The sequence below is a fragment of the Sphingobacterium olei genome (assembly GCF_005048855.1).
Taxonomy (GTDB): domain Bacteria; phylum Bacteroidota; class Bacteroidia; order Sphingobacteriales; family Sphingobacteriaceae; genus Sphingobacterium; species Sphingobacterium olei.
In genome coordinates this window covers 37,223-63,686 of the sequence record NZ_SUME01000012.1, presented here as the reverse complement: position 1 = coordinate 63,686, position 26,464 = coordinate 37,223, and the positions used below count along the sequence as shown (strand labels likewise).

Here is a 26,464-nt window from a genome sequence, read left to right as displayed (position 1 = left end):
ATCTTCTAAAACTGTTCAAAATATTCGACCCCATCGCCAAATACGTCTATGTTGTGAGAGTTGGCAGTTTCCCGCGCTATATCGATGAGTATTCCAGATTTTATCATATGCAGCGCTCCGTCTAAAAGCTCTTGCATGGGCTGATCTTCTTCCATATGCGGTATATGCTTCCGAATGTATTGATGAATAGCTTCTATTACTGGAGTAGATTGTAATGGATAATGGTAATCTTTCGCTTGTGCCGCACATAATAACTCGATACTTAATATTTTTTCCACATTATCGATCACCTGTAGCAACTTGCGTCCCGAAATAGATCCCATACTCACATGATCTTCTTGTCCCATCGATGTAGGAATACTATCGGCACTTGCAGGAAAACATAAACCTTTGTTTTCACTTGCTAACGCCGCCGTGGTATATTGCAAGATCATAAAACCTGAATTAAGTCCTGTTGCTTTCATCAATAGACGAGGAACACCATTTGTTTGACCTTCAAGAGACAGGTAAATCCTTCTGTCTGAGACATTACCCAACTCCGAAACCGCCAATGTTGCATAATCCAGCGGCAATGCTATAGGTTGTCCATGAAAATTCCCTCCACTGATTGTTAATTCACTATTAATTACAACCGGATTATCCGTTACCGCATTGATTTCAATTTCTATTATTTCCTTGAAATGCAACCATGCATTTCTAGATGCTCCGTGTACTTGCGGTATACACCGTAGTGAATATGGATCTTGAACCCGTGTACAATTTTTGTGTGACGCTAATATGTCTGATCCGCTCAATAAATTATATATTGTTGATGCCACATACTTATTGCCTTTATAGGGACGCAACTGATGCAATTCCGAATAAAACGGTTTTATTGAGCCATTCAATCCTTCCAACATGAGTGTCGCAATCAAATCTGCATTATTCATTAATCTATTCATATCTACGACAGCTCTTACTCCATGCGCTGTCATAAACTGAGTCCCATTAATGAGCGCAAGCCCCTCTTTCGCACCTAGCACTACAGGCTGTAAACCAAATGAGGCTAATGCCGACGATGAGTCGATCATCTCACCTCCACAGAAAACCTTGCCCAAACCAATCAGTGGCAAAAAGAGATGCGACAAGGGAGCTAGATCACCAGATGCTCCTACAGAGCCTTGTTTGGGAACTACAGGGATCACATCCTGCTGAATATGCCAGATAACGCGTTCGACTGTACTCAGCTGTACACCCGAAAACCCTTTCGCCAGAGCATGCACCTTCAAGATCAACATCAATTTGGAAAGTTCTTTGTCTATGGGTTCTCCTACTCCCACTGCATGACTCTTTAAAATATTTTCTTGCAGTTTTCGTGTATCATGTGCATCAATAAGGGTTGTACATAGTGGTCCAAACCCTGTATTAATCCCATACACGACTTTACCTGCGTCGACAATCTCTTGTACATAGGTAGCACTTTGATTTATTTCTTGTTTCGTCGCATCTGTCAATATACCCTTAATCTCATTCGCTGCTATAGCTACTGCCAAAGAGCTTGTCAGTATATCTTTTCCGTATTTAAATGTATTCATCGTTTATACTGTTTATATCAAATTTACCTTCTATATTTGATAATTAGTAATACCAATTTTACCAACAATTGATAACTATGAATTATCAAACAGAATTAAGACACCTGTTGTATTTTAAGACACTGGCAGAAGAATTACATTTTCGTAAAGCGGCAGAAAGATTGTTCATCTCACAACCGGGACTAACGCGCCAGATAAAACAGTTAGAAGAAATCTATCAAGTAAAGTTATTTGATAGGGGGAAACGTTTTGTTCGACTTACCGAAGCCGGACAATATATGAAGACGGAAGTGGATACTATTCTGCAACAGATCTGGCAGATGGAAGAACAGCTTATGAAAATAGGCGAAGGTAAGCAAGCTTCTTTACGAATAGGTTTTATTGGTTCAGCAGTACAGGGGGTTTTACCGGAGATCTTGCTAAAAATAAAACAACTGTTTCCTTTAATGGAGATTACTTTGCAAGAATTATCTAACGAAATACAATTGGATCTATTATCCAAAAATGAGCTTGAGTTTGGGTTTGTCAGAATAAATAATAACCCCAAAAATCTACGATTAAAACCGTTACTGACGGAACACTTTAGCCTGGTACTTCCGAACAACCATCCTATTCAAAGCGACAATTTCACGTCACTTGAAGCATTCAAAAACGAATCGTTTATTCTTTTTTCTAAAGATTATAGCTCGACCTATTACGAATTAGTCATGAGCATATTTGAAGACCATAACTTTACACCGAACGTCGCTTTACGATCGGTAAATGCATTGAGTATATTTAACTTAGTAGCGCAAGGGTTGGGTGTGGCGATTGTTCCCACCTCGCTTAAGAAAGGATATGAAATAGCCGTCAAATTTATTGAACTCGATACCCTTCCGCAACGCACTACACTGTCATTAGCTTGGAATGAAACCAATAGAAACATAGGAATGCCTCTTTTTTTGGATGTGCTAAAACAATACACCTAATAAAAAGTACACCCCGTAAGGATATGCTTGCGGGATGTGCTTTTTACTAAGCTTTGAAACTTATTTTTTATACACTACTTTTTCAATCAGCACTATTTTATCCAACGTTTCTTTTTCTTTTTGCTTCGCCATCTGAGCACTGTGATTTCCTAGAATTGGTGCGATGACCAATCCTATTAAACAAGTTAATTTAATTAAAATATTCATCGAGGGGCCAGAGGTATCTTTAAAAGGATCTCCCACGGTATCTCCAGTAACTGCTGCCTTATGTGCTTCAGAACCTTTATAAGTCATTTCTCCATTTATTTCCACGCCTGCTTCAAAAGATTTCTTTGCATTATCCCAAGCTCCCCCAGCATTATTCTGAAAAATAGCCCACAATACCCCTGAAACCGTAACACCCGCCATATATGCACCTAAAGCTTCTGCGCCCATTACAAATCCTACAATTATAGGTGTAATAATTGTCAGAGCACCCGGTAGCATCATCTCACGCAGTGCCGCTTTGGTAGATATATCAACACACTTACCGTATTCTGGTTGTCCCGTCCCTTCCATTATTCCCGGGATTTCTCGGAATTGACGACGAACTTCATTCACCATATCCATTGCCGCCTTACCGACCGATTGCATCGCCAATGCTGAGAAAACAACAGGTATCATTCCGCCTATAAATAATGCAGCCAAAACATCTGCTTTAAAAATGTTGATTCCATCAATACCAGTGAAAGTCACATAGGCTGCGAATAACGCGAGTGCAGTTAAAGCCGCCGACGCTATAGCAAATCCTTTTCCTACAGCAGCAGTCGTATTACCCACAGAGTCTAGTATATCTGTACGCTGACGAACTTCTTTCGGCAGTTCACTCATTTCAGCTATTCCACCTGCATTATCAGCAATCGGCCCAAATGCGTCTATTGCTAACTGCATAGCTGTCGTTGCCATCATCGCAGAGGCCGCAATAGCTACGCCATAGAAGCCCGCTAAGGAATAGGAACCCCAAATCGCAAAGGCAAACAACAAAACAGATGAAAATGTTGACATCATTCCAGTAGCTAATCCAGCTATAATATTTGTTCCGGCTCCTGTAGACGAATTTCGAACAATATTTAATACAGGCTTTTTACCCAACCCTGTATAATATTCCGTGAAAGCTGAGATCAACCCGCCTACTGTCAACCCCACAAGAGTAGAGTAAAAAACATTCATCCGTGGAACATCTTTATAGCCCTCACCGAAAAACTTCATTTGAATGGTCTCTGGCAACATGTAGGTTATAAGGAAAAAACAGGAGATAATAGTTAAAAAAATAGCTACCCAGTTACCCATATTTAATGCTTTTTGCACCTGAGCCTCTTTCGCATCATTGTTTGCTATTTTCACAAAAAATGTCCCAATGATAGATGCCAATATTCCTACCCCGGCAATTACAATTGGCAAAAGAATAGGCCCCATACCTTGGAAAGCATCAGTATATAGGGTACCTGTTGCTTCACTCATGTCTTTTATAATATAATTACCTAATACCATTGATGCTAATACAGTAGCCACATAGGATCCAAATAAATCAGCTCCCATTCCAGCTACGTCACCAACGTTATCTCCAACGTTATCGGCGATGGTAGCTGGATTACGTGGATCATCCTCGGGAATACCTGCTTCGACCTTACCTACCAGATCCGCTCCGACATCGGCGGCTTTAGTATATATACCGCCTCCCACACGTGCAAATAGTGCAATGGACTCTGCACCTAATGAAAACCCAGCAAGTGCCTCTAAAACCACGGTCATTTCACTATAAAAATTTCCACCTTCGGTAATAAACATTTTTAAGAAAAGTAAAAAGAAAATACTTAGTCCCAGTACAGCTAGTCCAGCCACACCTAATCCCATCACGGTCCCCCCGGAAAAGGAAACTTTCAAGGCTTGTGGAAGACTGGTTCTCGCAGCTTGGGTCGTGCGAACGTTACTTTTGGTTGCGATACGCATTCCTATATTTCCGGCCAGCGCAGAAAAAAATGCACCAAATATAAATGCTACAACAATAATCCAATGGGTTGTATCGACCAAAATAGAAACAACAAAAAGTGCTACTGAAGCAATCGCTACAAAAATCAAAAGTATACGATATTCCGCTTTTAAAAAGGCCAACGCGCCTTCTTGAATACTTTTGGAAATAATCTGCATACGATCATCGCCAGCATCTTGCCTGCCGACCCAAGTCGCTTTCGTCATCATAAAAAGGAGCCCCAAAACAGCTAATACTGCGGGTAAGTAAATAATATAGTTTTCCATACAATGTTTATTTGGTTATTAGCTAAAGCTATTAAAAATTCCGGGAGAAATAAAATGCTTTAACAAATTCTTTTTGAGTGTTTTCTAAAAGGTATATTATCTTCCGATCCAACGATACATTTCCGCTTCAACCCTTACTTCACCTTCGTCGATGAGTTCTCGAAGGATTCTGATCTTGCCATTTTCCCTACCGACAGAAATACTATCGATCAGTTCGTGTAGTGTCAATGCTTTTTCTAAAAGTAATACCCGAATTTCCTGACGGATTTTGGCAGCTTGTCCGTCTTTATGTTTTCGTACCAAACATAAATCGCACTCGCCACACGGCTCAGCATTATCCTCTCCAAAATAACCTAGTAAAGCTATACTTCGGCAATCTTTTGTATCTAAATAATGATAAATTGCCTTTAGTTGTTCTTCTTTAATTTGCTTCCGTTCCTGAATAAAATCTATATCAATGTAGAGATTCTTATAATCCACACGACTTTGTAAGAATTGAAGCTGAGGTTTGTCTGTACTTTTAATGTACGAACTTATCTGTTGCTTTTCCATTCCCGAAAGCAGTTCTACAATAACATCAAACGGAACTCCTAACTTTTTAGCAAATTCAAATTCATTAATAGGTACATACAAATCAAAGACGCCTCCATATGTCCGTAAAATAATTTTAATCAGCGAATCGTATTTCGCGGATTGTACTTGAAATTTATATAACTCTTGGTAATCTACTTCGAATTTGAAACGAGAAGGTATATATACAGCTTCGGAAAGTGCAAGCCATCCATCTCTCTCCAAAAATTTCAGTGCACTGATCGTCTGCAATAAATCAATTTCATATTTTTTACAAAAGTCAACAACATCGAAATCAAAAGTCGCACCACTCCCTGCCCCATAGGCAATCTGATAATAATTCCCTAAACAATGATATACCTTTTGAATGAAAGAGACAGCGGGGAAGCTAGATTCTAATATCGTCCATAATCGATCTCTATCATCTTGTTGATAAAGCAACACCGGAAACGCTTTTTTATTATCCCGACCTGCTCGACCGGCTTCTTGATAATAGGCCTCCAACGAATCCGGAATATCTAAATGAATTACAAAGCGCACATCGGATTTGTCAATTCCCATACCAAATGCATTTGTTGCAACAATTACGCGAATCTTATTTGACATCCATGCATTTTGCCTTTGCTCTCTGTCTTTCATAGGTAGGCCTGCATGGTAATAATCTGCCGGCACCCCATGATTGATTAATATGCGTGCTACTTCCTGCGTTTCGCGTCTATTACGCACATAGACGATTCCACTGCCACCCATTTTTTTTATGATCCGCAACATGCGCCCCATTTTATCCTCTTCCTCAAATGCCATGTAGCCGAGATTAGTTCGCGCAAAGCTTTTGCTCAATACATTAGGAAATTTAAAATGAAGCTGCTTTTGTATATCCTCGATTACGCGGGATGTCGCTGTTGCTGTGAGTGCCAAAACAGGGATACCGGGATGTAATTCACGTAGTTGATTTAATTGTAAATAAGAAGGTCTGAAATCATACCCCCATTGCGAAATACAATGGGCTTCATCTATGGCAAACAGATTGACTTTCATATACCTAATTCGTTCCCGTACTAATTCAGAATATAGGCGTTCTGGTGCTAGATAAAGAAACTTTATCTTACCAAAGACACAATTGTCCAATGCAATATCAACCTCACGATAGGACATCCCTGAAAAAATAGCAAGAGCTTCGATTCCCCTTGCACGTAAGTGTTCGACTTGATCTTTCATCAAGGCAATTAAAGGACTGATAACGATACAGATCCCCTCCTTTATCATTGCCGGAACTTGAAAGCAAATAGACTTTCCACCGCCTGTCGGCATTAGAGCTAGTGTATCCCTTCCCTGTAAAACTGAATGGACAATATTTTCCTGTAACGGTCTGAACTCATCAAACCCCCAATATTGTTTTAGTACCGAAAGACTATTATGTTCCATACGTTATTACTCCTCCCAAACATAAGCAAAATTATTTTTTAAGAAATAGTCTGAATTGTTATTTCCGACGAGTTGAGATTTAATTTTAGACAGTGTTCTGTCGGAATTGCTTCCATCAAAAAGAAAAAAAGAAGGCTGTACCCGTGATGCTATTTCCGACACCAAGTTGTCGTTATTTTTACGCCATAATACGGCATCAATATCTTCCAGCTCATTATTGTTTAACTTTTCCTCCAGCACTAAAATTTTTTTATTAGCGATGGATAGTACATAATTATAATGTCGACTAGGAGGAATAGTGTAGAATCGTATATCTTCTTCCCGGCTGTATTGTCGAAGATGGGGCAATACGCTATACTTAAGTGTGGGATGATTGAGGGAGTCCAGACTGGAAAACAAAACAACGGTACCGTTATGTATGGAAGCTACTCCTATAGCAGAACGCAAATTGTAAATTGCAATTCCTTTATAACTCATTTTTTCTATGACCTGAAGAGAAACTAGAATAGACAAAATAAAGAAAGTCACACCAACTCCCTTCAATGCCTGCTTATTTCTATAGTTGAATGCACAGATCAAAAAACTTAGCATTAAGAAAGCAAGTAGAATCTGCAGCACATTCCAACTTATACCTTTTATAACCGCCATAGGCAAGCGATCTAACCACTTTAAGCCCGCTAATGAAAAACTAATAACATAGTCCAAGATCACTCCCAAATAAATGTTTACCAGATCAAAAGGTATTATAGACAAGCCTAGACCCACATACATGATAATTGTACTTGGCAGGGCAATAAAAAGATTGCCAACCAAAAAATACGTAGGGAACTGTCCAAAATAATACAACACAGCAGGAATGGTAAATAATTGAGCAGCAAAGGAAACATAGCTATATTCTACTACCCAATTTAGGTATTTGGAACTAGGCTTATAGAGGCTTTTTAGTATCGGATATAAAATTAAAATGCCCAGCATGGCCAGATAAGAAAGTTGAAACCCGATATCAAATAGGCTCTTAGGCGCAAAGAGCAGAATAAAAAATGCAGAAGCAGCGAGCGTGTTCAATACATTTTGTTTTCGTCCTATCCAGATGGAAAACAGAAAGAACGTAATCATGATCCCTGCCCGCAAAATGGGAGGCGCCATTCCCGTAAGAATCACATAGGCCCATACACATAACAAAATTATACTGCAGCGTATCGCCCGTCCAAAGGGAAATCGGTCAATCCAACCTAAACAAAAAGTCAACAAACCAAACACCAACCCCACATGTAATCCCGAAACACTCAAAACATGAATGGTTCCCGTATTGGTAAATGCCTCCAATGTTGTCGCGTCTAGTTGCGATCGAGATCCAAAAATCAGTGCAATAGCTACATTATAAGCTTCATCATTTTTAATAAATATGCTAAACTTGGAGACTAACTTCTCCCTCAACGCCAGTGCAAATGAAATGATGCTATTTCCGGAGTTCTTACCTAAAATCACATAATCGTCTTTCTGTACTAGTGATTGATGCCAAATATTCCGATTTTGCAGATACGTTTTATAGTCAAACTCTTCCGGATTATATGGTGGAGCAATAGTACTGAGGGCACTTGGAATAACCATATAATCTCCATATTTGAACACCTGATCCTTTGAAGAATCACGCAATACTGTCACCATTATCTTACCTTCAACTTTCAAATGGTTTCCTTTTTCTACCACATTTTTAACGTCTAACGGAAAACGAATCGTTTTCTGTTTTACGACCGGTTCATCCGCAATAATGCCTTCCAGCTGTGAACTTGCATACCAACTGAAGTGCGCCTGTTTCAAATTCGGAAGTTCACTGACGACCTGCCAAATGCCTATCAAAAACGAAAAACAATAGAACATCAAAATATACACACTTCTAAAAACTTTTCGGCGCCGAAAGAAAAAGACAGTAACAAAACAGGCCATGATGAAGATCAAGATTGCACACAAAACAGTATATCGTGCAGCATTCCAAGAAAATATTTGGCTAACAGCAATTCCAATAATGTAAGGTATCAAGATTCTCAAAAAGGGCATCTTCCGGATCGAAAAATCTATAACCTCCCGTTTTACCATTGCCATCTAACTTGAATTTTAAAATCCGATTTTTGATTACCTTCTATCAGATCTAATCCTGAACCTACTGTTTCTTGATCCGTATATTTAGTAACGGCGTACCTACCCCATATATCCAAATCCTTCGTCATCCGCCACCTAAGGTTTAGATACGTACGAATACCTTTACCGTAATACATCGGAAAACTAGAGGCATGTAGAACATCATTTTCATAGGCATAAATTCGGGAATTGTATGACCCTGTGTGGAAATAAGCCAATCTCGTATTGATATTTAACCTATTGTTCCAACCTTTCCAAAATATATCTTGATAGGCTATCCAACCTGCGCTTTTTTCGTCTTTCTCTTTTTCAAATAAGGTTAACTCCCCCCTTGTTCTCACCGTCCATATCTGATTTAGTTTATATTGAAATTCGCTCCGTATTTGATTACGAATTACATCCGCCAGCAGGTTCTCATTGCGGTCAGATAAATTCAAATTTTCTTGTTTAATCCGATGCCTATATCGAAGCAAGACTTTACCTTTTTTATACCAGTTATAAGTTACCTGACTTAAAAAGTCAGTTCCACCACTTGGTCCATCTACACGAAAGCGAAACCAAGGGAATCGAAAAACATCTGCGTAATTTACCCATTCTAATGTACGAGATGGATGATAAATAATTCCTCCGTATAATCCTTTTTCGTTACCCACTTGTGACGCTTCGCTCAAAGATTGCGCGAAGAAATGATGGTAATTACGTTGATAGTTCCTATAATTTACAATCGCCGACACTTTAGGATGAAGACTAGCAATAACCCCATTATTTGCCGCAAATCCACCCCCAGCACTATATGCCGTTTCTCCATACATGTACATATTTCTGTACGTATAATGATAGTGTACACCTATTTGATCTAAGCTTTGTCCTTCAAAATCAAATTGCTCACGCAGATTATTTCCCGCAGTCACTTGACCATTGAATGAGGTATGCATGTAGGTGACTCCCGCTTTAAATCGCTTAAAACGGTAAGTGACATTCATGCCGGAAACAAACTGTTTGATAGCATCTCTATATGCGAGTTCAGTAGGAGTTCGATGCAAACCGCTATAATTTATTGTTGTTATAAATTTGTCCGACCCGTTTTCGATTAAATTACCCGAAAGTGAATTGTAAGAAACAAAAGGTGTTATTTCGAAATCATTCACCACCAACTTAGCTGAAATACCCCGCTGGAAATTATTTTCATTCATTGAAGAATACGGCTTCAGGCCCATACCTTGACGTGCTGCGCTTCCTATCCAAGCACCTTTTCCAAAACTCAGTCCATTCCAGGTAACTAATCCCTGTCCAAACTGTAATCCGTAATCTCCTACGACGACTTGTTTGATATTCCTGCTAATATCATTCACAACAATATGCCCTGAATAGAAGTCGAATCCATACTTCTGCTTTTCGTTGAAAAACGGCTCTCCGGCATCTTTTTCCATATTCAATGCTACCCGTATTTTGTTTTCGAAATTCATTCTATATCGAACTGCGTAGCGATCTGGGTTTCCGAAATAACGAGAACGCGAAGAATCTTGAATCAAATACCCTGCTTGACTTTCAATAACCCGTCCATAGCGCATCATTAGCATATGTTCACTGGCATCTACTAACCTATGAAATGAAAAGTCATTCAATGAAGTCACTTCTCTAATAGTGACAAACTGCTGTATGCGTTGGATAGTCTGCAAATCGAAACCAGAGATTCCCTGTAGTTCTCGGATAGAAATAAAATTTCCAGATATGTTACGGTGTTCTATTAGATTTTCTATTTGTTGAGGAGATAAGAAAACTAAGTCATTCAAATCAGCTCGATCTGCTTTATTAAGATCTAAAGGATGACGCATATAATAATTCAGCTTTTCTGTAAATTCACTCAAATCATCATTTTCACCCAATTCCTCATTTAACTGTTCTATCAGCAACTCCTCTACCTCCTCTTGCTGTGCTAAGCAGCGCAACGAGACACTTAATAGTACGAAACAATACACAAGCTTTCTAAAAATCATAAGCCATTGAGATTTGAGGAGATGTACCTATTTTCGGATGAAAAGAAGAAGCAATGTCTATTTGAATTTTGTTCATAATCAATCCAAGGCCGGCAAAATAATGCAGCGGATTCGAAGCCGCTCCTCCTCTTATTTTAAATCTACGATCGAAAGCATATTCAAGCCCCCCCCTATAATTCATTTTATTTCGAAAATCATAGTATATATCTGAGGCCAAGCTTAAGTGATCAGATACTTCATAATGCAACCCTAAACCAATCTCACGGGCTATCTGTTGGTCTATATCTTCCTGATATTTGGAAGAAGATATATTTCGAATTAAGGCACCGATTAATAAATGTGGCAATACTTTCAATTGAAATCCCAAATCGACAGAAAACGTTTGATCACTTCCATAGTTTTTAACGTAAAACTGATGATAATTCACTCCTACCGCAGAAAAAATTTGTCTTCCAAATTGCCGTGCATAAATGCCCCGAATGGTCGACAAAGTTGAAACACCTGCTATTCCATAATTGTTAACTCCTAGTCCTATTCCGCCCAAAGATTTAACGGGGATATTAAGATATGCTGCCTGAGATTGGATTTCAGAAGAAAGAAAATGTTGTTGATAAGCGAGGGCTACATTCGTGTTTGTCAAGCCCGCAATACCGGCGGGATTAAGACCTATACTGTATACAGATTGTCGTGCCAATCCGGTATTTCCCATACCTAAATAAGGGGCTGCATTAAATGGCTGTGCTTTTAGTTCGATGGATATTAGTAATAGTAAAATTACCCTTATAAACATAATTTAAGTTATTGATCAAACTTAAATTTACTAAAATAATTTTAATATTTCAAAGATAATTGAAAAAAGAAGAGTTTTTATAGCTAAAGGACTGAATAATAAACACATAAAAAAAGGCCGAATTTTTATCCGGCCTTTATATTATTGGTAGTCAATACTTAAATATCGATTTTGGCATAACGTGCATTTTTCTCGATAAATTCGCGTCGAGGTGCTACTTCGTCCCCCATCAACATAGAGAATACACGATCACATTCTGCAGCATTATCAATAGTAACCTGACGAAGTGTTCTATATTCTGGATTCATGGTAGTATCCCATAATTGCTCTGCATTCATCTCCCCAAGACCCTTGTAACGTTGCACGTGCACACTATCTTCTTTACCGTTACCTTTGATACGCTGTATAGCTGCCAAACGTTGATCTTCAGTCCAAGCATACTCTGAGTCCTTTCCTTTCTTAACCAAATAAAGAGGAGGAGTCGCAATATATACATATCCGCGTTCAATAAGTTCGCGCATATATCTGAAATAAAACGTCAAAATTAAGGTAGCAATGTGACTACCATCAACATCGGCATCGGTCATGATAATAATTCTGTGATAACGAAGCTTTGCTATATTTAGTGCTTTAGGATCTTCCTCTGTACCAACAGATACACCTAATGCAGTAAACATATTTTTGATCTCTTCGTTCTCATAGATCTTATGTTCCATTGCTTTTTCCACATTTAGAATCTTACCTCTAAGTGGCATAATAGCTTGGTAATGACGATCACGGCCTTGTTTTGCAGTCCCTCCTGCCGAGTCACCCTCGACAAAGAAAATTTCGCATTTTGCTGGATCATTGCTCGAACAGTCGGCTAGTTTACCCGGTAAACCCGAACCACCCATTACTGTCTTCCGCTGAACCATTTCACGTGCCTTACGTGCGGCAGCCCGAGCTTGAGCAGCTACAATTACCTTTTGAACAATAATCTTAGCCTCACGCGGATTTTCTTCTAAATAAGCGCTTAAAATCTCACCCACAGCTACATCCACCGCACCCATTACTTCAGAGTTACCCAACTTGGTTTTCGTTTGTCCTTCAAATTGAGGTTCTGCTACTTTCACAGAGATAACGGCAGTAAGCCCTTCTCTAAAGTCATCTCCTGTTATTTCAATTTTGAGATTTTTTAAAAGTCCTGAATCATCTGCATACTTTTTCAACGTACGTGTCAATCCACGACGAAACCCTGCTACGTGCGAACCTCCTTCAATGGTGTTAATATTATTTACATACGAATGGACATTCTCTGTATAGGTATCATTATATTGAAGAGACAACTCAACAGGAATGCCTTGTTTTATTCCTTCTACGTAAATCGGTGTAGGGATCAGAGAGGTACGGTTACCATCTAAAAACTTAACAAATTCCTGTAGACCACCTTCTGAATAAAAAACATCTTTTTTCTCGGTACCATCCTCATCCAACTCTCGCTCATCTACAATTGTTAGTTTTATCCCCTTATTTAAGAACGATAACTCCCGTAAACGATTAGCAAGTGTATCGTAATTATATACCGTTGTTTGGGTAAATATTTCCGCATCAGGTTTAAAAGTTACAATAGTTCCTCTTTCTTCAGAGGCCCCGACTTCCTTAACATCGTACATGGGCTTGCCACGCTCGTATTCCTGATGATATACCTTACCGTCCCGATGTACTTCAGCTTTCAAATGAATAGACAACGCATTCACACAAGAGACACCTACACCGTGCAGACCGCCGGATACTTTGTAAGTATCCTTATCAAACTTACCACCTGCGTGCAATATCGTCATCACCAATTCCAGTGCAGACTTATTTTCCTTTTTATTTATTCCAGTAGGAATACCCCGCCCATTATCTTTTACAGAAATGGAGTTGTCCTTATGGATGGTAACAAAGATATCATCACAATAACCTGCAACAGCCTCATCTATAGAATTATCAACCACTTCATAAACTAAGTGGTGCAAACCTTTTACGCCAGTATCACCAATATACATGGAGGGGCGTTTACGTACTGCCTCTAAACCTTCTAATACCTGGATATTATCGGCGGAATACGTAGATGCATTCTTCTTTTCTTCGCTCATGGAATAAATTTAAAATCAGAATTTTTTAACTCCCAAAAATACAAAAAATAAGGGACTTCATCAAGTTTTCGAAGTCTTAAAATACGTTAATAAAACTATATTTTTTTGACTTTTAGGTATTGAAAAATGATTTTTTAATTTTTTTATGTTAGGTTTGCTATTTAAACTGAAAATCAACATTAGAATGAATAAATTACGATCAAATTTCGCAAAAGTAACATTAGGATTAATCATTGTGGCTTCCGCTGCATCTTGTAATCAAGAAACAAAACCGACCTCAACAAAAACAAACGATTCAACTGCAGTTGCGACTCAACAAACTGATGAGAAAATCGTATATATCAATTCGGATTCGCTTTCAGAAAAATATGAATATTTTAAAGACATTCGTACAAAACTGGAATCTAAAGTAAAGAAGGCTCAAACAGATCTACAGTCCAAGGGACAGGCTTTCCAAAGAGAAGTCGCAGAATATCAGCAGAAAGCGAATACTATGAGCGCCTCAGAACGTCAGGCTACGGAAGAAAAATTAGCGCGTAAACAAGACGAACTAGGCCGGCTAGACCAAAACGCATCCAGTGCTATCGCACAGGATGAAGCAACAGAATTCAACAATGTATACAATTCGATTACGGAATATTTGAAAAAACATGCAGAAGAAAAGGGCTACACCTTGGTTCTAACGTACTCGAAATCAAACCCTACAGTACTTTTTGCCGATTCAAAATTGGAAATAACAAATGAGGTTATTGAAGCGTTGAACAAGGAATACAAAACAAAAAAACCTACAGAGAAAAAATAAAAAGACAATAAAATAAAAAAAGGCGATTCTCTTTGATGAAGGATCGCCTTTTTTTTGCACCTATTTGTTAATATGAAGCTTTGTGCCTAAATTGAGTAACAAATGAACTGCATATGGTTGCAATAATATTATCAGTACCTGAGCATCAATTCGAATGGATAGACATTACCAATCCGAAACAGGAAGATTTTACGGAATTAAAAGAAAAATATGGTCTGAAAGATGTTTCGATAAAAGACTGTCTTGAAGTGGGTCACCTTCCAAAGATAGAAGAATTCGACAACTATCATTTTTTGATTCTCCGTTCCATTCCATTTGTTTTCAAAGAAGATTCAGATAAACTTACCGAAATCACCGAACGGGTCTCTATCTTTTATAGCGAAAATTTCATAGTGACGGTACACCGAAATGAAATTGCGTTTTTAGAGAAAATCAAATCAAAAGACAAAAAGGACAAAAAATTGGCGTCAAGTAAGAGCTTAGTAAATTCCTTGGTATCAGAGGCACTGATGACTTTCGAAAAGCTTGTCCTAGATCAATTGGCCGCAAACTTAGACTACTACGAAGAGATTGTATTTCTACACCGACGCCGTAAATTATTTCTAAAGAAACTCTATTACATTAAGCGACAAATAGATGTGATTCGAATCGTATTAACATTATATAAAGATATTGTAGATTACTTTCACATGCCACAATACCAAAACATCTATACACAAGATTTAAGAGATTTATTTACGCGTACGAATACACTCTATCGAAATACCGGAGAAAACATTGCGCAGTTATTATCAGTTTACTTTAATATAGAATCTAATCATACCAACGAAATCATGCGTACACTGACCATCATTTCGGTATTCTTTATGCCCCTCACATTTATAGTCGGTGTGTATGGGATGAACTTTAGAAATATGCCCGAGTTGGAATGGTATTACGGTTATCCTGCAGTACTACTTGCCATGGTCGGACTCTCTGCCCTAATATATTTTTGGTTTAAAAGAAAGGATTGGCTTTAACGCTTGGGTGTTGACGCAACAAATTCCTTTAAATAATAGGGTTCAAAATAAATCAAGTTCTCAACATCATGCGCTTGGAATCGCTGCCAGGCCATCTCACTCATATAAACCGAAGAATGCTGAAATGCTGAAATAATATTTATCTGTGGATTGCTATTGAATAAATTCTGGAATTTAATAGCTCCTGAGCCAAACAAGTAAACTTCTTTTGCCTGAAATTCAGTAAAAGATAATTCATCTATTATCTTAGCCTGCGTAGGAATAACCTGCTTGCCGTGTGCATTAAATGCCATAGTATAGACTTCCATACGCCTTGCATCTATCATTGGAAAATACAACGAATCCGAGTTTACGTTAAAATCCCTAACAAATCCTTGATACATGCTCTCTAATGTATTGATCCCGATCAAAGGAATATCCAGCGCATAACACAACCCTTTTGCTGTAGATACACCTATACGTAACCCCGTATATGATCCTGGCCCCATACTCACTGCGACAGCGGAAACATCAGAAAATCGCAAGTTATTACGAGACAATATTTGTTCTACGTAGCTCGTTAGCAGAGATGCATGCATATTAGGTTCACTACTTTGAATTTGATCCAAGGTTACACCTTCTATACTAATTGAAACCGAACAAACCTCGGTTGCTGTATCTATTTGAATAATGTAGTGTTTCAATTTCATAAAATTTTTAAGGAATCGGATCATGTCCGTGCCCCCCCCAAGGGTTACAACGCGCAATACGTTTGATGGTAAGCCATCCTCCCTTAAAAGGGCCGTATTTCAAAATCGCATCTTTTCCGTATTGCGAACATGTGGGCGTATACCGACAGCTTGCCCCCAAAAAAGGAGAAATAAACAGTTGATAAAACCGAATTATCAACAGAAAAAACCATTGTATAGCCTTACTAACGAGCTTCAGAGTATCCTTGAGAAATTTCATCTACTATTTTGGCTAAAGCAATCTGCATTTTTGAAAACATGATCTGAGATGACAACTCTTCATTTGCGACATATTGTATTGCCAATAATAAATTTAAAGAATTCTCGGCTATTATAGGAAGTAAAGTAGTATTTTTTTGCAAACGATAACATTCACGCATTTTTCGCTTTATTCTATTTCGCGAAACCGCATGCTTAAATCGACGTTTTGGCACCGACAATATAATTTGTACAAGGGAAGCCAGGGGCAGTTCACTTTTTAGAAAAACAACTCGAAAAGGATACACAACAAAAGAAGAACCACTATGAAAAAGACTATCAATGAGCCTTTTACTACATAATCGTTCTTCTTTTTTAAAAGATTTTTTTATCATTTCGATGACTATTATTGGCCGATAGGCACGGTTAAAGTCACCGGCACGTTGATAAAGAATGCCTATTATCTTTTGTGACGAGATTCGTCAGAAACACTAAGACGTTTTCTGCCTTTAGCTCTTCGAGAAGCTAATACTCTTCTTCCGTTAGCTGAGCTCATACGCTCTCTAAATCCGTGTTTATTTCTTCTTTTTCTTTGCGAAGGCTGAAATGTTCTTTTCATGACGCTTAATATGCTTTTTTAATAATTATTACCAATATTACCCCCTAACAGGAATGCAAAAGTAGTGTTTATTTTAGAAACTAACAAATAATAAAAACAAAAAGCGAACAATAAATTACCTATGCTTTCCAGATATTATTTAGGATTCTATTTACTCTTTAGTAAATCCCTTATCTCAGCTAGCAACACCTCTTCATTAGACGGGGCTGGAGCAACCTCTGGAGCAGCAACTTCCTTCCGTTTTAAAGAATTTAACCCCTTTATGGTTAAAAATATACAGAAAGCGATAATTAAGAATTGTATAATAACATTAATAAAATTGCCATAACTAATGGCTACTTCTGCGGTACCTGCGGCTTCATTAGCCTCTTTCATTACGTATTTCAAACTACTAAAATCCGCACCTCCGGTTAAATAGCCGATAGGAGGCATAATGATATCATCTACCAAGGAAGTGACAATCTTACCGAATGCACCACCAATGACTACACCGACAGCCAAATCAATGACGCTGCCACGCATAGCAAACTCTTTAAATTCTTTTAAGAAGCTCATAATAAATTAACATTAAATTTTTACATTTACAAAAATAGTCATTAATATTACATTATATAAGTTAATTGTATTTTTGATACGCGATTGTAGTTATAGCTCGCTTGATAAATATTTAAAATTATATCTTTTGCATGAAAAAAATACTCATTGCTGATGACCACAGTATTGTCAGATTAGGCGCTTCTATTATTATTAGCGAAGCACTTAAAGATGTATCTATTACGCAGGCAAAAACTTATCCCGAAGTGTATGAACAATTACGACTTCAGCCTTTTGATTTAATACTTTTAGACATTAACATGCCTGGTGGCAATAATATTAAAGTAATTAAAGAAATCTTAGAAATTCAAAGCGACCTTAAGATTTTGGTATTTTCTTCTTATGATGAAAACCTATACGCATTAAGATATATCGAGGCAGGTGCCGCAGGATATCTAAATAAGGCCACTGCTATGAGCGAATTAAACCATGCGATACAACACATCAAAGAGCGCGGAAAATACATGTCAGAAGCTGTGAAGGATCTATACGTAAAGAAACTTACATCACGTAAATCAAGTATAGATGCTGACAATCCGTTGAACAAACTATCGAACCGTGAAATGGACGTCGCAAAGCATTTAATCGACGGGCACGGAATTTTAGAGGTCTCCAATGTATTGAATCTGAGCTCCTCGACAGTAAGCACCTATAAAAGTAGGATTTTTGAAAAACTAACAGTAAACAATATCCCAGAACTTATAGAATTATTTAAATTACATTCGGAAGAAAAATAGCTTTTCCCTCTAACAAAATTCTTCATAGCCAGCGCATTGCATTACAAATCCTAGTGACTACCATCACTCCGTAAGCAAGCCGCATTGCGATTGGCAAGCACCCTCTTAGTAATATATTATATATAGCGAAAACTAAGCAAAAAAAAAACGGCTAACTGGTTAGCCGTATCTTATATTTAATAGGATATCTTAATCCACATTGTCATGTAAAAAAGAATTATTAGATCTAATTTCTGTTTCTCCCTCTTCAAAAGACAATGTAAAACGTGAAACCTGAGATTCGGACGAATGCGGTAAATTATCTAAAGGTTTCTGTTTTCTTTTGTACGCAGGTTCATTTTCTAATTCTTGAAGACCATTTGATGATTTGAGCTTCATGCTCAACTCTTTAAGACGCAATATACGTTCTTTAGTTTTCATCAGTTGATCTTCGAAATTTGACTCCTCTTTTTCCTCAATCTCCACAAATTGATTTCGAACCGGAGATTCTACAATATGCTGCACATCTTCCGCCACCTCTTCATTGATGTTTTCATACGTATCAAATACCGTAGGCAATTTGAATTCAAACATCGAAGCAGAAGTTTTTAATTCATAACCGCCCAGATCCTGTTCCCTTTCTTCTTCTTCTGCAGCATTCTGTGTCTCCAGCGTATGACGGATTACCTGCGCTTCTGATTGGATGACAGAATTCCCTAGTGTATTTACCGGTTTAACGGGAGACGAGAACAAATCCCCTTGAGGAACCACTTTCGGCTCGTTAGTAAGCGTCTGGTTTTGAACCGGCTTTACTAAGTGTTCTAAAGGAGCATCTGCTTCTCTAGCAGCGAATTGATTTTGTACAACAGGCTTTACAAATGAAGTAGATGTCTCAGGCGTCAAAGGAAGAGCAATTTTCTCCTTTTCTTTCTCCTTAATACGCTCTTCAGCGGTTTGGAACCCGGTAGCTATAATAGTGACAGACAACTCGTCTTCATAAGACTCGTCAATACAGTTACCCCATATTAAATCTGCTGTCAATCCGGCCTTTTCTTGGATATAATCTGTAATGATAGCCACCTCGTCCATTGTTACTTCTTTATTACCTGAAGTGATATTCAACAAAATATAGCGAGCTCCTTCTATTTCATTATCTTTCAACAAAGGAGAGGCTAAAGCACCTGTAACAGCTTCGATGGCTCTATTGTCTCCTTTTGAAATATGATTACCCATGATAGCGACACCACTGTCATTCATAACCGTACGAACATCCTTAAAATCGACATTTACGTAACCAGGAATAGTTATGATTTCTGCGATCCCTTTAGCTGCCGTAGTCAATATATCATCCGCTTTCGCAAATGCCGCAGTCATTGTTAAATTACCAAATATCTCGCGAAGACGGTCGTTCGAAATCACAAGGTAAGAATCTACATATTTACGCAATTCATTTAATCCTTCCTCTGCCTGAGAACGACGTTTTTTCCCTTCAAAAGTAAACGGAGTAGTAATGATAGCCACAGTCAGAATTCCCATTTCTTTAGCTGCTTTAGCTAGAACGGGACTTGCTCCTGTACCTGTACCACCTCCCATACCCGCTGTAATAAATAGCATTTTGGTATTCGTACCAAGCATTCTTTTGATATCCTCTATACTTTCGATAGCAGAATTTTCGCCTACATCCGGATCAGCGCCTGCACCCATACCTTCTGTTAGACTAGTTCCCAATTGTACTTTGTTAGGAATTGGGCTTAATTCTAATGCTTGCGCATCCGTATTACACACAATAAAGTCCACTCCACTAATTCCTTGCTTGTACATGTGATTAACGGCATTCCCTCCGCCACCACCTACGCCTATAACTTTAATTATAGACGACTGCTCCTTTAACATTTCAAATTGTATCGACATAAAATATCCTATTTTTATGAATTGCTAAGTCCACAGTTACCCTAGAACTCATCAATTCGAATGTAATAATACCAAAATATCAACAACAGTTTTCCACAATTGTTAAAATGTGGAAAAATCTATTTGATGTTGAAAATTATTTTTTTCCAATAAACGAATCATCATCAATTCCAGAATCATCTTTGATGAAGTCAGAGATGATTTTAGTAAACCAACTTTCCTTTTTATTGGTCGTTTGTGTAATCTCTTTCACCTTTAATTTATCGGGATTTTTATATACTACTTCTTGTTGCGTCGCCTCATCTTCCTCTACCGTCTGAATACCTTTAATCAACAAACCGATACTTGTTGCATACATCGGACTTTTCATCTCATCAAAAGATTGCTTGTTCAGCATATCCGTTTTAGCTAAGTATTCGTTTGGATATCCGATGCGGCAATCGATTCCCGTAATATACTCTACCAATTGAACCAGATGTTTCAACTGTGCCCCCCCCCCTGTAATAACAATACCAGCAATTAATTTATCTTCATAACCTGAAGACTTAATTTCATAATAAACATGTTCTATGATTTCTTCCATTCTCGCTTGAATGATGAATGCAAGATTTTTAACGGAGATCTCTTTAGAATCGCGCCCACGGATACCAGGCACACAGATTACCTCGTTATCTTTGTTTTCATCAGCCAAGGCTGAGCCGTACCGCACCTTTAATTGTTCCGCTTGATTGCGTAAGACAGCACATCCTTGACGTATATCTTCGGTAACAATATTTCCTCCCAATGGAATAACAGCAGTATGACGAATAATTCCTTCATGGAAAATAGCCACATCCGTAGTGCCTCCACCAATATCAACAAGAACTACGCCAGCCATTTTTTCTTCTTCATCCAATACAGCTTCAGATGATGCGAGAGGTTCTAATACCAAAGAAGAAACTTCTAGATCAGAATTATCCACACACTTTTTAATGTTTTTGATATCCGTAACTCGACCTGAAATGATATGAAAATTAGCTTCCATACGACGCCCGGCCATGCCTATTGGCTCCTTAATCCCCGGCTCGTTATCAATTGTAAACTCTTGTGGAAGAACATGAATAATCTCTTCTCCCGGAGGAAGTACTAGCTTGTACATATCCGAAATCAGACGTTCTACATCTACGCGACCGATTTCATCATCATCACTTTTTGTCAAAATCCCACGATGTTGAATACTTTTGATATGCTGACCGGCAATACCGACATTGACCACTTTAATATCCACATTAGATTGCCCCTCAGCAGTCGCTACGGCCTCACGGATGCTTCCAACGGTTTTTTGAATATTAGCTACTACTCCACGGTTCACACCCGCAGACTCGGCTTTACCTACGCCCAAAAGTTCAATTTTGTTTGTTCCACTACGACGACCCACCGTCACGCAGATTTTCGTAGTACCGATATCCAATCCAACAATAATCGGATTTTCTTTTTCATTTGCTGTAATTCTTGGTTTCATATGCTGTATATTATGCTGTATTGTTAATTTTTCATATTTATTTTCATCTGTAAACTGTCCATAAACCAGTTTCCCTTACGTTCACAAATTATTTGATCTCCATATTTCACATTCACCCGTGCATAGGCATTATTTCCCACTTTTGGCATAATATCACGGTAGTAGATCTTCAACCGTTCCAATTTATAATCCAGCGAATCTGCTGTTCCGATTATTAACTCCTCATTACCCACCCGTGGCACTATCTCAATATCATTTTCAGCGTTTACGTATAATTGAACAATCTGATTCTCCCAAAGTTCGTCTCCTCTGATATGATCCACGATTTTCACGAGATCTTTCACAAGCTTACTCTGCACATCATCCAACGGTTTGCCATAGCTTTCCGATATATTTCCATTTGCGACCAACACACGAGGCACATACTTTAACGTAACCGGAATTTTCTTCCCCTCTCTATCGATATAAAATTCACGACCATTCTTATTTATAATGCGTAATATAACTTCTCTCTGCTGTACGGCAACTTGCATAACACCATCCATATCTGCATGAATTTCTACATTAGACACATACGGAAGATCTTTTAATGATTCTTCGATCTGATTGACCGGAATATCCTTGACAGCCTTTCCCACTACGCGACCATATTTCTCGTTGATCAACTTTGAAATATCATGCTGATCTATAAAAGTCTCTTTGCCTTCAATCATTACACGTAGCGCTATGCACACCTGATCGCTGCTCTTCCGCGCGATCAAACTCATAAGCAAGGTCAAGCCAACCAGAGCAGCAACTCCGAGAATCCCATAGCCTATAAAGCTCCAACGTATATTTTTTGATCTATTCATGCTCTAAAATAGCCTTCAATGGTTTTACCAAACGATCAATATCTCCTGCTCCAACTGTAACAATTAATTCTGGTTTTTCGGCCATTACCTTATCCAAGACCTGTTGAGACGTCACCAAGCTTTTATTCTCTATTCCGATTTTATTCAATAGCCAAGATGAATCTACTCCTTCAATCGGCAACTCTCTTGCCGGATAGATTTCCATCAACAGAAGCTCATCTGCCAAGCCCAGCACTTCTGCAAAACCGTCTACAAAATCACGTGTACGTGTAAAAAGGTGAGGTTGAAACACAACGGTCAACTTTTTAGTAGGATATAATTTACGCATGGAATTTAGAAAAGCGCGTAATTCCTCCGGATGATGGGCATAGTCGTCAATATATACATGTTCGGGTGTACGAACGATGTATTCAAAACGGCGCTTTGCTCCTTTAAAATTGGCTAATGCTTTTACTATTTTCTCCATATCAATATCCAATAATATTGCTACGGTAATAGCTGCGACAGCATTCTCTACATTATGAAGTCCAGGTATTCCAAGACGGATATTTTCAACCCGCATATCCCCATAGCTATAATCAAAATGAAATTCTCCATCATTTACATGAATATTCCTCGCGTAAGCATCGGCACTCGTTTCACGTGAATAGCTGACATCTCCCTCAAAAGGTAAGCCTACTTTTACTATACTTTTACCACCTTCCACTACCCTATCTAGAAATAATTTGAAGGAATCAATCAAATGCGATTCGTCACCGTAAATATCCAAATGATCTGGATCAGCGGAAGTTACTACAGCGATATTAGGGTGTAATGTTAAAAAAGAACGATCGTATTCGTCGGCTTCTACCACCACGACGTTATTATCTCCAAATAAAGCATTGGTATCGTAATTTGTACTGATTCCGCCTAAAAATGCAGAACAATCGTAACCTGAATCTTTTAGTATATGAGCGATCATGGTAGACGTCGTGGTCTTACCATGCGTACCCGCTACACCAATTGTAAAACGACTAGCACTGATAAATCCTAAAACCTGTGACCGTTTGTATAGTTCAAATCCCTTATCGACAAAATAATTCTTAATTTTCAAATCCTTAGGAACCGCTGGTGTAAAAACAATCAATGCATCTAGAGATGGGTTTTGAAAGCTTTCCGGGATCAACTCAATATCATCTTGGTAAAACACGATAATTCCCTCATTAACCAAAGCCAAGGTCAAGTCAGTTTCCGTTTTATCGTATCCTACAACGGTACAGCCCAATTGATAAAAGTAACGTGCTAAACCGCTCATTCCGATTCCACCAATTCCGATTAAAAAAACCTGTTTAACCTGATCAATATTCATCTCCTAGTTTATTAATTTTAAAATTTCGTTCGCTATCAACTCATCTGCATTGAGCAACGCCAGTTTTTTAATATTTTCACCGAGTTCTACACATATCGCTTCATCGCGTACCAACTTAAGAGCTTCATCTATCAGATGAATGCGTGCACTCATATCGGTTACCATTAAAGCCGCTTTCTTGTCTACCAACGAAACCGCATTTTTTGTTTGATGGTCTTCCGCGACATTTGGCGAAGGAACCAGTATAACAGGTTTACCAATTACACACAATTCCGAAATGGTCCCTGCGCCCGCTCTTGCTATAATCACATCTGCTGCTGCATACGCATAATCCATGCGCTGCAAAAACGGCACTAACTTAATATTGACAGGCAGCTTATCGTTTAGTTCCCTTTCCAGTTTTCCAAAATAATAACTGCCGCATTGCCAGATCACTTGTATATCTGCCTGGAGCAATTTATCTAATGCTCCTTTCATACATTCGTTCAACGTATTGGCGCCCAAACTCCCGCCCGTAACCAGTATGGTTTTCTTGCCTTCCTCCAGTCCAAAGGAGGCAATCGCTTCGTGGTACTTACCAGAAATACTCACCGAACTTCTTCGAATCGGATTCCCTGTCAACATCACCCGGGCTGCGGGGAAAAATTTTTCCATCCCATCGTAAGCAACACATATCTTCTTTGCCTTCTTACCCAAACTTTTATTGGTCTTACCGGCAAACGAATTCTGTTCTTGAATGAGCGTCGGGATCCCAATATAATTTGCCATTATTAGCAAAGGACCAGAAGCATACCCACCAACTCCGACGGCTACTTCCGCACCAAACTCTTTAATGATCTGTCGGGATTTCCATAAGCTTTTTACCATTTTAAATGGTAAAGCTAAGTTCTTCAATAACGACTGTCTGTTAATCCCCTGAATGTCTAATCCTATTATCCTATATCCCGCAGCAGGAACCTTTTCCATTTCCATTTTACCAGCGGCACCAACAAATAGAATTTCAATCTCAGGCTGTGCACGGCGCAATGCATTCGCAATCGCAATTGCCGGGAAGATATGTCCTCCTGTACCGCCACCACTTATGATTACTTTATGCGCCATATTAATTATACTGTACCTACGATTACTTTCTTTTGTTTTGGAGTTTCATCCAACTCTTGCTTATACTTTAACTCTTCTATATTTCTACTTACAGAAAGAATAATCCCTAATGCTACACTCGTAAAAAGGATTGACGTACCTCCCATGCTAACCAACGGCAAAGGAACGCCTGTAACAGGCCCCAATCCTACAGCTACCGCCATATTTGCCAAGGCTTGTATTGTTAGGCTAAATCCTAATCCCGCAGCCAAAAAAGCCCCGAAGGCTCGTGGACTGAGTGTCACGATACGTATGCAGCGATACATCAAAGCAAGATATAAAAACAATAATATTACACCGCCAATAGTTCCGTACTCTTCGATGATGATAGCGAAAATAAAATCTGAATAGGGGTGTGGAAGCACATTTCGCTGTACACTATTGCCGGGCCCTTTTCCAAATAATCCACCCGTAGCAATAGCAATTTTTGCATTATTTGCCTGATAATTTTTATCCTCCTGAAAAGGAACATTGGAGGTCGTCACTTCTTCCGTCGCAAAAAAACCTTTTATACGGCTAAAATAGGTGGCCCGACGTGGACCCACTGAAATCACTATTATGCCTAACAAACCTACACCTAAGGATACTAAAGCAATCTGTTTGAAACTGATTCGACCTATCAAAAGCAACAGCACACTAACTCCAAACAACATAACTGCCGTAGATAAGTTAGCCCAAGCAATCAGCACAAAGACCAAACAAACCGCTCCCATTATTGGAAGAAAAGACTTTTTAACATCTTTAATCTCCTCTTGCTTACGTGAAAGCATTCGAGCTAAAAAGGTAATCAAGGCCAGTTTTGCTAAATCGGACGTTTGAAAAGTCTGATTGATGACCGGAATCGTAACCCAGCGAGACGCATCATTCACTTTGTTTCCAAATACCAATGTATAAAGTAACAACGGAATAGTGATTGCCATTAAAAGTTTTGAAATACCAGCATAGTACCTATAATCCAATTTATGGGACAAGAACATCAATATTAACCCCACAGCAATAATAGAGAAGTGCTTAAACAAATATAATTCAGTTCCCTTACCTTCTTTATAGGCAAGCGTGCCTACCGAACTATAAACGGCAAGCAAAGACCATCCTGATAGAATAATCACGATGATCCAAATCCATTTATCCCCCTTTAATTTTGATAGTACCTGTTCCATGA

General features: G+C 38.6%; 22 protein-coding genes. 4 read left to right on the top strand and 18 right to left on the bottom strand.

Features of this window, described 5'->3' with window-relative positions:
• Window positions 1–5 precede the first annotated feature (5 nt).
• Window positions 6–1,574, bottom strand: coding sequence for a histidine ammonia-lyase (gene hutH, locus FAZ15_RS20970; RefSeq protein ID WP_136903334.1), 1,569 nt, complete (start codon window positions 1,572–1,574; stop codon window positions 6–8).
• 77 nt (window positions 1,575–1,651) lie between these two features.
• Here hutH and FAZ15_RS20965 point away from each other — a divergent pair, with 77 nt between their 5' ends.
• Window positions 1,652–2,542 (top strand): LysR family transcriptional regulator, encoded by an 891-nt coding sequence (locus FAZ15_RS20965; protein WP_136903333.1) that lies wholly within the window; start codon window positions 1,652–1,654, stop codon window positions 2,540–2,542.
• A 60-nt stretch (window positions 2,543–2,602) separates the two neighbouring features.
• On the opposite strand, the gene FAZ15_RS20960 is transcribed toward FAZ15_RS20965, so the two are convergent.
• From FAZ15_RS20960 to gyrB, 6 genes are all read right to left on the bottom strand, one after another.
• Window positions 2,603–4,837: a sodium-translocating pyrophosphatase gene (locus FAZ15_RS20960; RefSeq protein WP_136903332.1), complete on the bottom strand. Its 2,235-nt coding sequence runs from the start codon at window positions 4,835–4,837 to the stop codon at window positions 2,603–2,605.
• A 96-nt stretch (window positions 4,838–4,933) separates the two neighbouring features.
• The gene (locus tag FAZ15_RS20955) at window positions 4,934–6,832 is read right to left on the bottom strand and encodes a RecQ family ATP-dependent DNA helicase (RefSeq protein WP_136903331.1); all 1,899 of its coding nucleotides are present in this window, start codon (window positions 6,830–6,832) and stop codon (window positions 4,934–4,936) included.
• A gap of 6 nt (window positions 6,833–6,838) precedes the next feature.
• A complete protein-coding gene (locus tag FAZ15_RS20950) occupies window positions 6,839–8,935 on the bottom strand; it encodes a ComEC/Rec2 family competence protein (protein WP_136903330.1) in 2,097 nt (698 codons plus the stop codon).
• Complete coding sequence (locus tag FAZ15_RS20945; protein ID WP_136903329.1) at window positions 8,923–10,968, bottom strand: ComEA family DNA-binding protein; 2,046 nt, start codon at window positions 10,966–10,968, stop codon at window positions 8,923–8,925. Before FAZ15_RS20945 ends, FAZ15_RS20950 begins: the two co-directional genes overlap by 13 nt.
• Window positions 10,958–11,758 carry a PorV/PorQ family protein gene (locus tag FAZ15_RS20940; RefSeq protein WP_136903328.1) on the bottom strand — a complete coding sequence of 267 codons (801 nt, stop codon included), beginning with the start codon at window positions 11,756–11,758 and terminating at the stop codon, window positions 10,958–10,960. Before FAZ15_RS20940 ends, FAZ15_RS20945 begins: the two co-directional genes overlap by 11 nt.
• Window positions 11,759–11,916: 158 nt before the next feature.
• Window positions 11,917–13,875 (bottom strand): DNA topoisomerase (ATP-hydrolyzing) subunit B, encoded by a 1,959-nt coding sequence (gene gyrB, locus FAZ15_RS20935; protein WP_136903327.1) that lies wholly within the window; start codon window positions 13,873–13,875, stop codon window positions 11,917–11,919.
• Window positions 13,876–14,059: 184 nt separating this feature from the next.
• On the opposite strand from gyrB, the gene FAZ15_RS20930 reads away from it, so the two are divergent.
• Both FAZ15_RS20930 and FAZ15_RS20925 read left to right on the top strand, forming a co-directional pair.
• On the top strand, window positions 14,060–14,677 hold the full coding sequence (locus FAZ15_RS20930; RefSeq protein WP_136903326.1) for an OmpH family outer membrane protein: 618 nt from the start codon (window positions 14,060–14,062) through the stop codon (window positions 14,675–14,677).
• A gap of 113 nt (window positions 14,678–14,790) precedes the next feature.
• Window positions 14,791–15,696 carry a CorA family divalent cation transporter gene (locus FAZ15_RS20925; RefSeq protein WP_136903325.1) on the top strand — a complete coding sequence of 302 codons (906 nt, stop codon included), beginning with the start codon at window positions 14,791–14,793 and terminating at the stop codon, window positions 15,694–15,696.
• On the opposite strand, the gene tsaB is transcribed toward FAZ15_RS20925, so the two are convergent.
• The 5 genes from tsaB to mscL all read right to left on the bottom strand — a co-directional run bounded on the left by tsaB (window position 15,693) and on the right by mscL (window position 17,796).
• A complete protein-coding gene (gene tsaB / locus FAZ15_RS20920) occupies window positions 15,693–16,385 on the bottom strand; it encodes a tRNA (adenosine(37)-N6)-threonylcarbamoyltransferase complex dimerization subunit type 1 TsaB (protein WP_136903324.1) in 693 nt (230 codons plus the stop codon). The two genes, FAZ15_RS20925 and tsaB, sit on opposite strands and share 4 nt — an antisense overlap.
• A 7-nt stretch (window positions 16,386–16,392) precedes the next feature.
• Complete coding sequence (yidD, locus tag FAZ15_RS20915; protein WP_136903323.1) at window positions 16,393–16,644, bottom strand: membrane protein insertion efficiency factor YidD; 252 nt, start codon at window positions 16,642–16,644, stop codon at window positions 16,393–16,395.
• Window positions 16,610–17,017 (bottom strand): ribonuclease P protein component, encoded by a 408-nt coding sequence (locus FAZ15_RS20910; protein WP_136903322.1) that lies wholly within the window; start codon window positions 17,015–17,017, stop codon window positions 16,610–16,612. Before FAZ15_RS20910 ends, yidD begins: the two co-directional genes overlap by 35 nt.
• 65 nt (window positions 17,018–17,082) lie before the next feature.
• The gene (gene rpmH, locus FAZ15_RS20905; RefSeq protein ID WP_136823072.1) at window positions 17,083–17,241 is read right to left on the bottom strand and encodes a 50S ribosomal protein L34; all 159 of its coding nucleotides are present in this window, start codon (window positions 17,239–17,241) and stop codon (window positions 17,083–17,085) included.
• 147 nt (window positions 17,242–17,388) lie between these two features.
• On the bottom strand, window positions 17,389–17,796 hold the full coding sequence (mscL, locus tag FAZ15_RS20900) for a large-conductance mechanosensitive channel protein MscL (protein WP_136903321.1): 408 nt from the start codon (window positions 17,794–17,796) through the stop codon (window positions 17,389–17,391).
• 131 nt (window positions 17,797–17,927) lie between these two features.
• Here mscL and FAZ15_RS20895 point away from each other — a divergent pair, with 131 nt between their 5' ends.
• The gene (locus FAZ15_RS20895; protein ID WP_136903320.1) at window positions 17,928–18,572 is read left to right on the top strand and encodes a response regulator transcription factor; all 645 of its coding nucleotides are present in this window, start codon (window positions 17,928–17,930) and stop codon (window positions 18,570–18,572) included.
• A 189-nt stretch (window positions 18,573–18,761) separates the two neighbouring features.
• Here the strand turns inward: FAZ15_RS20895 and ftsZ are convergent, their stop codons facing one another.
• The 6 genes from ftsZ to FAZ15_RS20865 all read right to left on the bottom strand — a co-directional run bounded on the left by ftsZ (window position 18,762) and on the right by FAZ15_RS20865 (window position 26,462).
• Window positions 18,762–20,462, bottom strand: coding sequence for a cell division protein FtsZ (gene ftsZ / locus FAZ15_RS20890; RefSeq protein WP_136903319.1), 1,701 nt, complete (start codon window positions 20,460–20,462; stop codon window positions 18,762–18,764).
• Between the two features lie 136 nt (window positions 20,463–20,598).
• Complete coding sequence (gene ftsA / locus FAZ15_RS20885) at window positions 20,599–21,963, bottom strand: cell division protein FtsA (RefSeq protein WP_136903318.1); 1,365 nt, start codon at window positions 21,961–21,963, stop codon at window positions 20,599–20,601.
• A gap of 23 nt (window positions 21,964–21,986) precedes the next feature.
• Window positions 21,987–22,814, bottom strand: a complete 828-nt coding sequence (locus FAZ15_RS20880; RefSeq protein ID WP_136903317.1) for a cell division protein FtsQ/DivIB — start codon at window positions 22,812–22,814, stop codon at window positions 21,987–21,989.
• Window positions 22,807–24,162, bottom strand: coding sequence for a UDP-N-acetylmuramate--L-alanine ligase (gene murC, locus FAZ15_RS20875; RefSeq protein ID WP_136903316.1), 1,356 nt, complete (start codon window positions 24,160–24,162; stop codon window positions 22,807–22,809). Before murC ends, FAZ15_RS20880 begins: the two co-directional genes overlap by 8 nt.
• 3 nt (window positions 24,163–24,165) lie before the next feature.
• The gene (gene murG, locus FAZ15_RS20870; protein ID WP_136903315.1) at window positions 24,166–25,263 is read right to left on the bottom strand and encodes an undecaprenyldiphospho-muramoylpentapeptide beta-N-acetylglucosaminyltransferase; all 1,098 of its coding nucleotides are present in this window, start codon (window positions 25,261–25,263) and stop codon (window positions 24,166–24,168) included.
• A gap of 5 nt (window positions 25,264–25,268) precedes the next feature.
• The gene (locus tag FAZ15_RS20865; protein ID WP_136903314.1) at window positions 25,269–26,462 is read right to left on the bottom strand and encodes an FtsW/RodA/SpoVE family cell cycle protein; all 1,194 of its coding nucleotides are present in this window, start codon (window positions 26,460–26,462) and stop codon (window positions 25,269–25,271) included.
• Window positions 26,463–26,464: the final 2 nt, after the last annotated feature.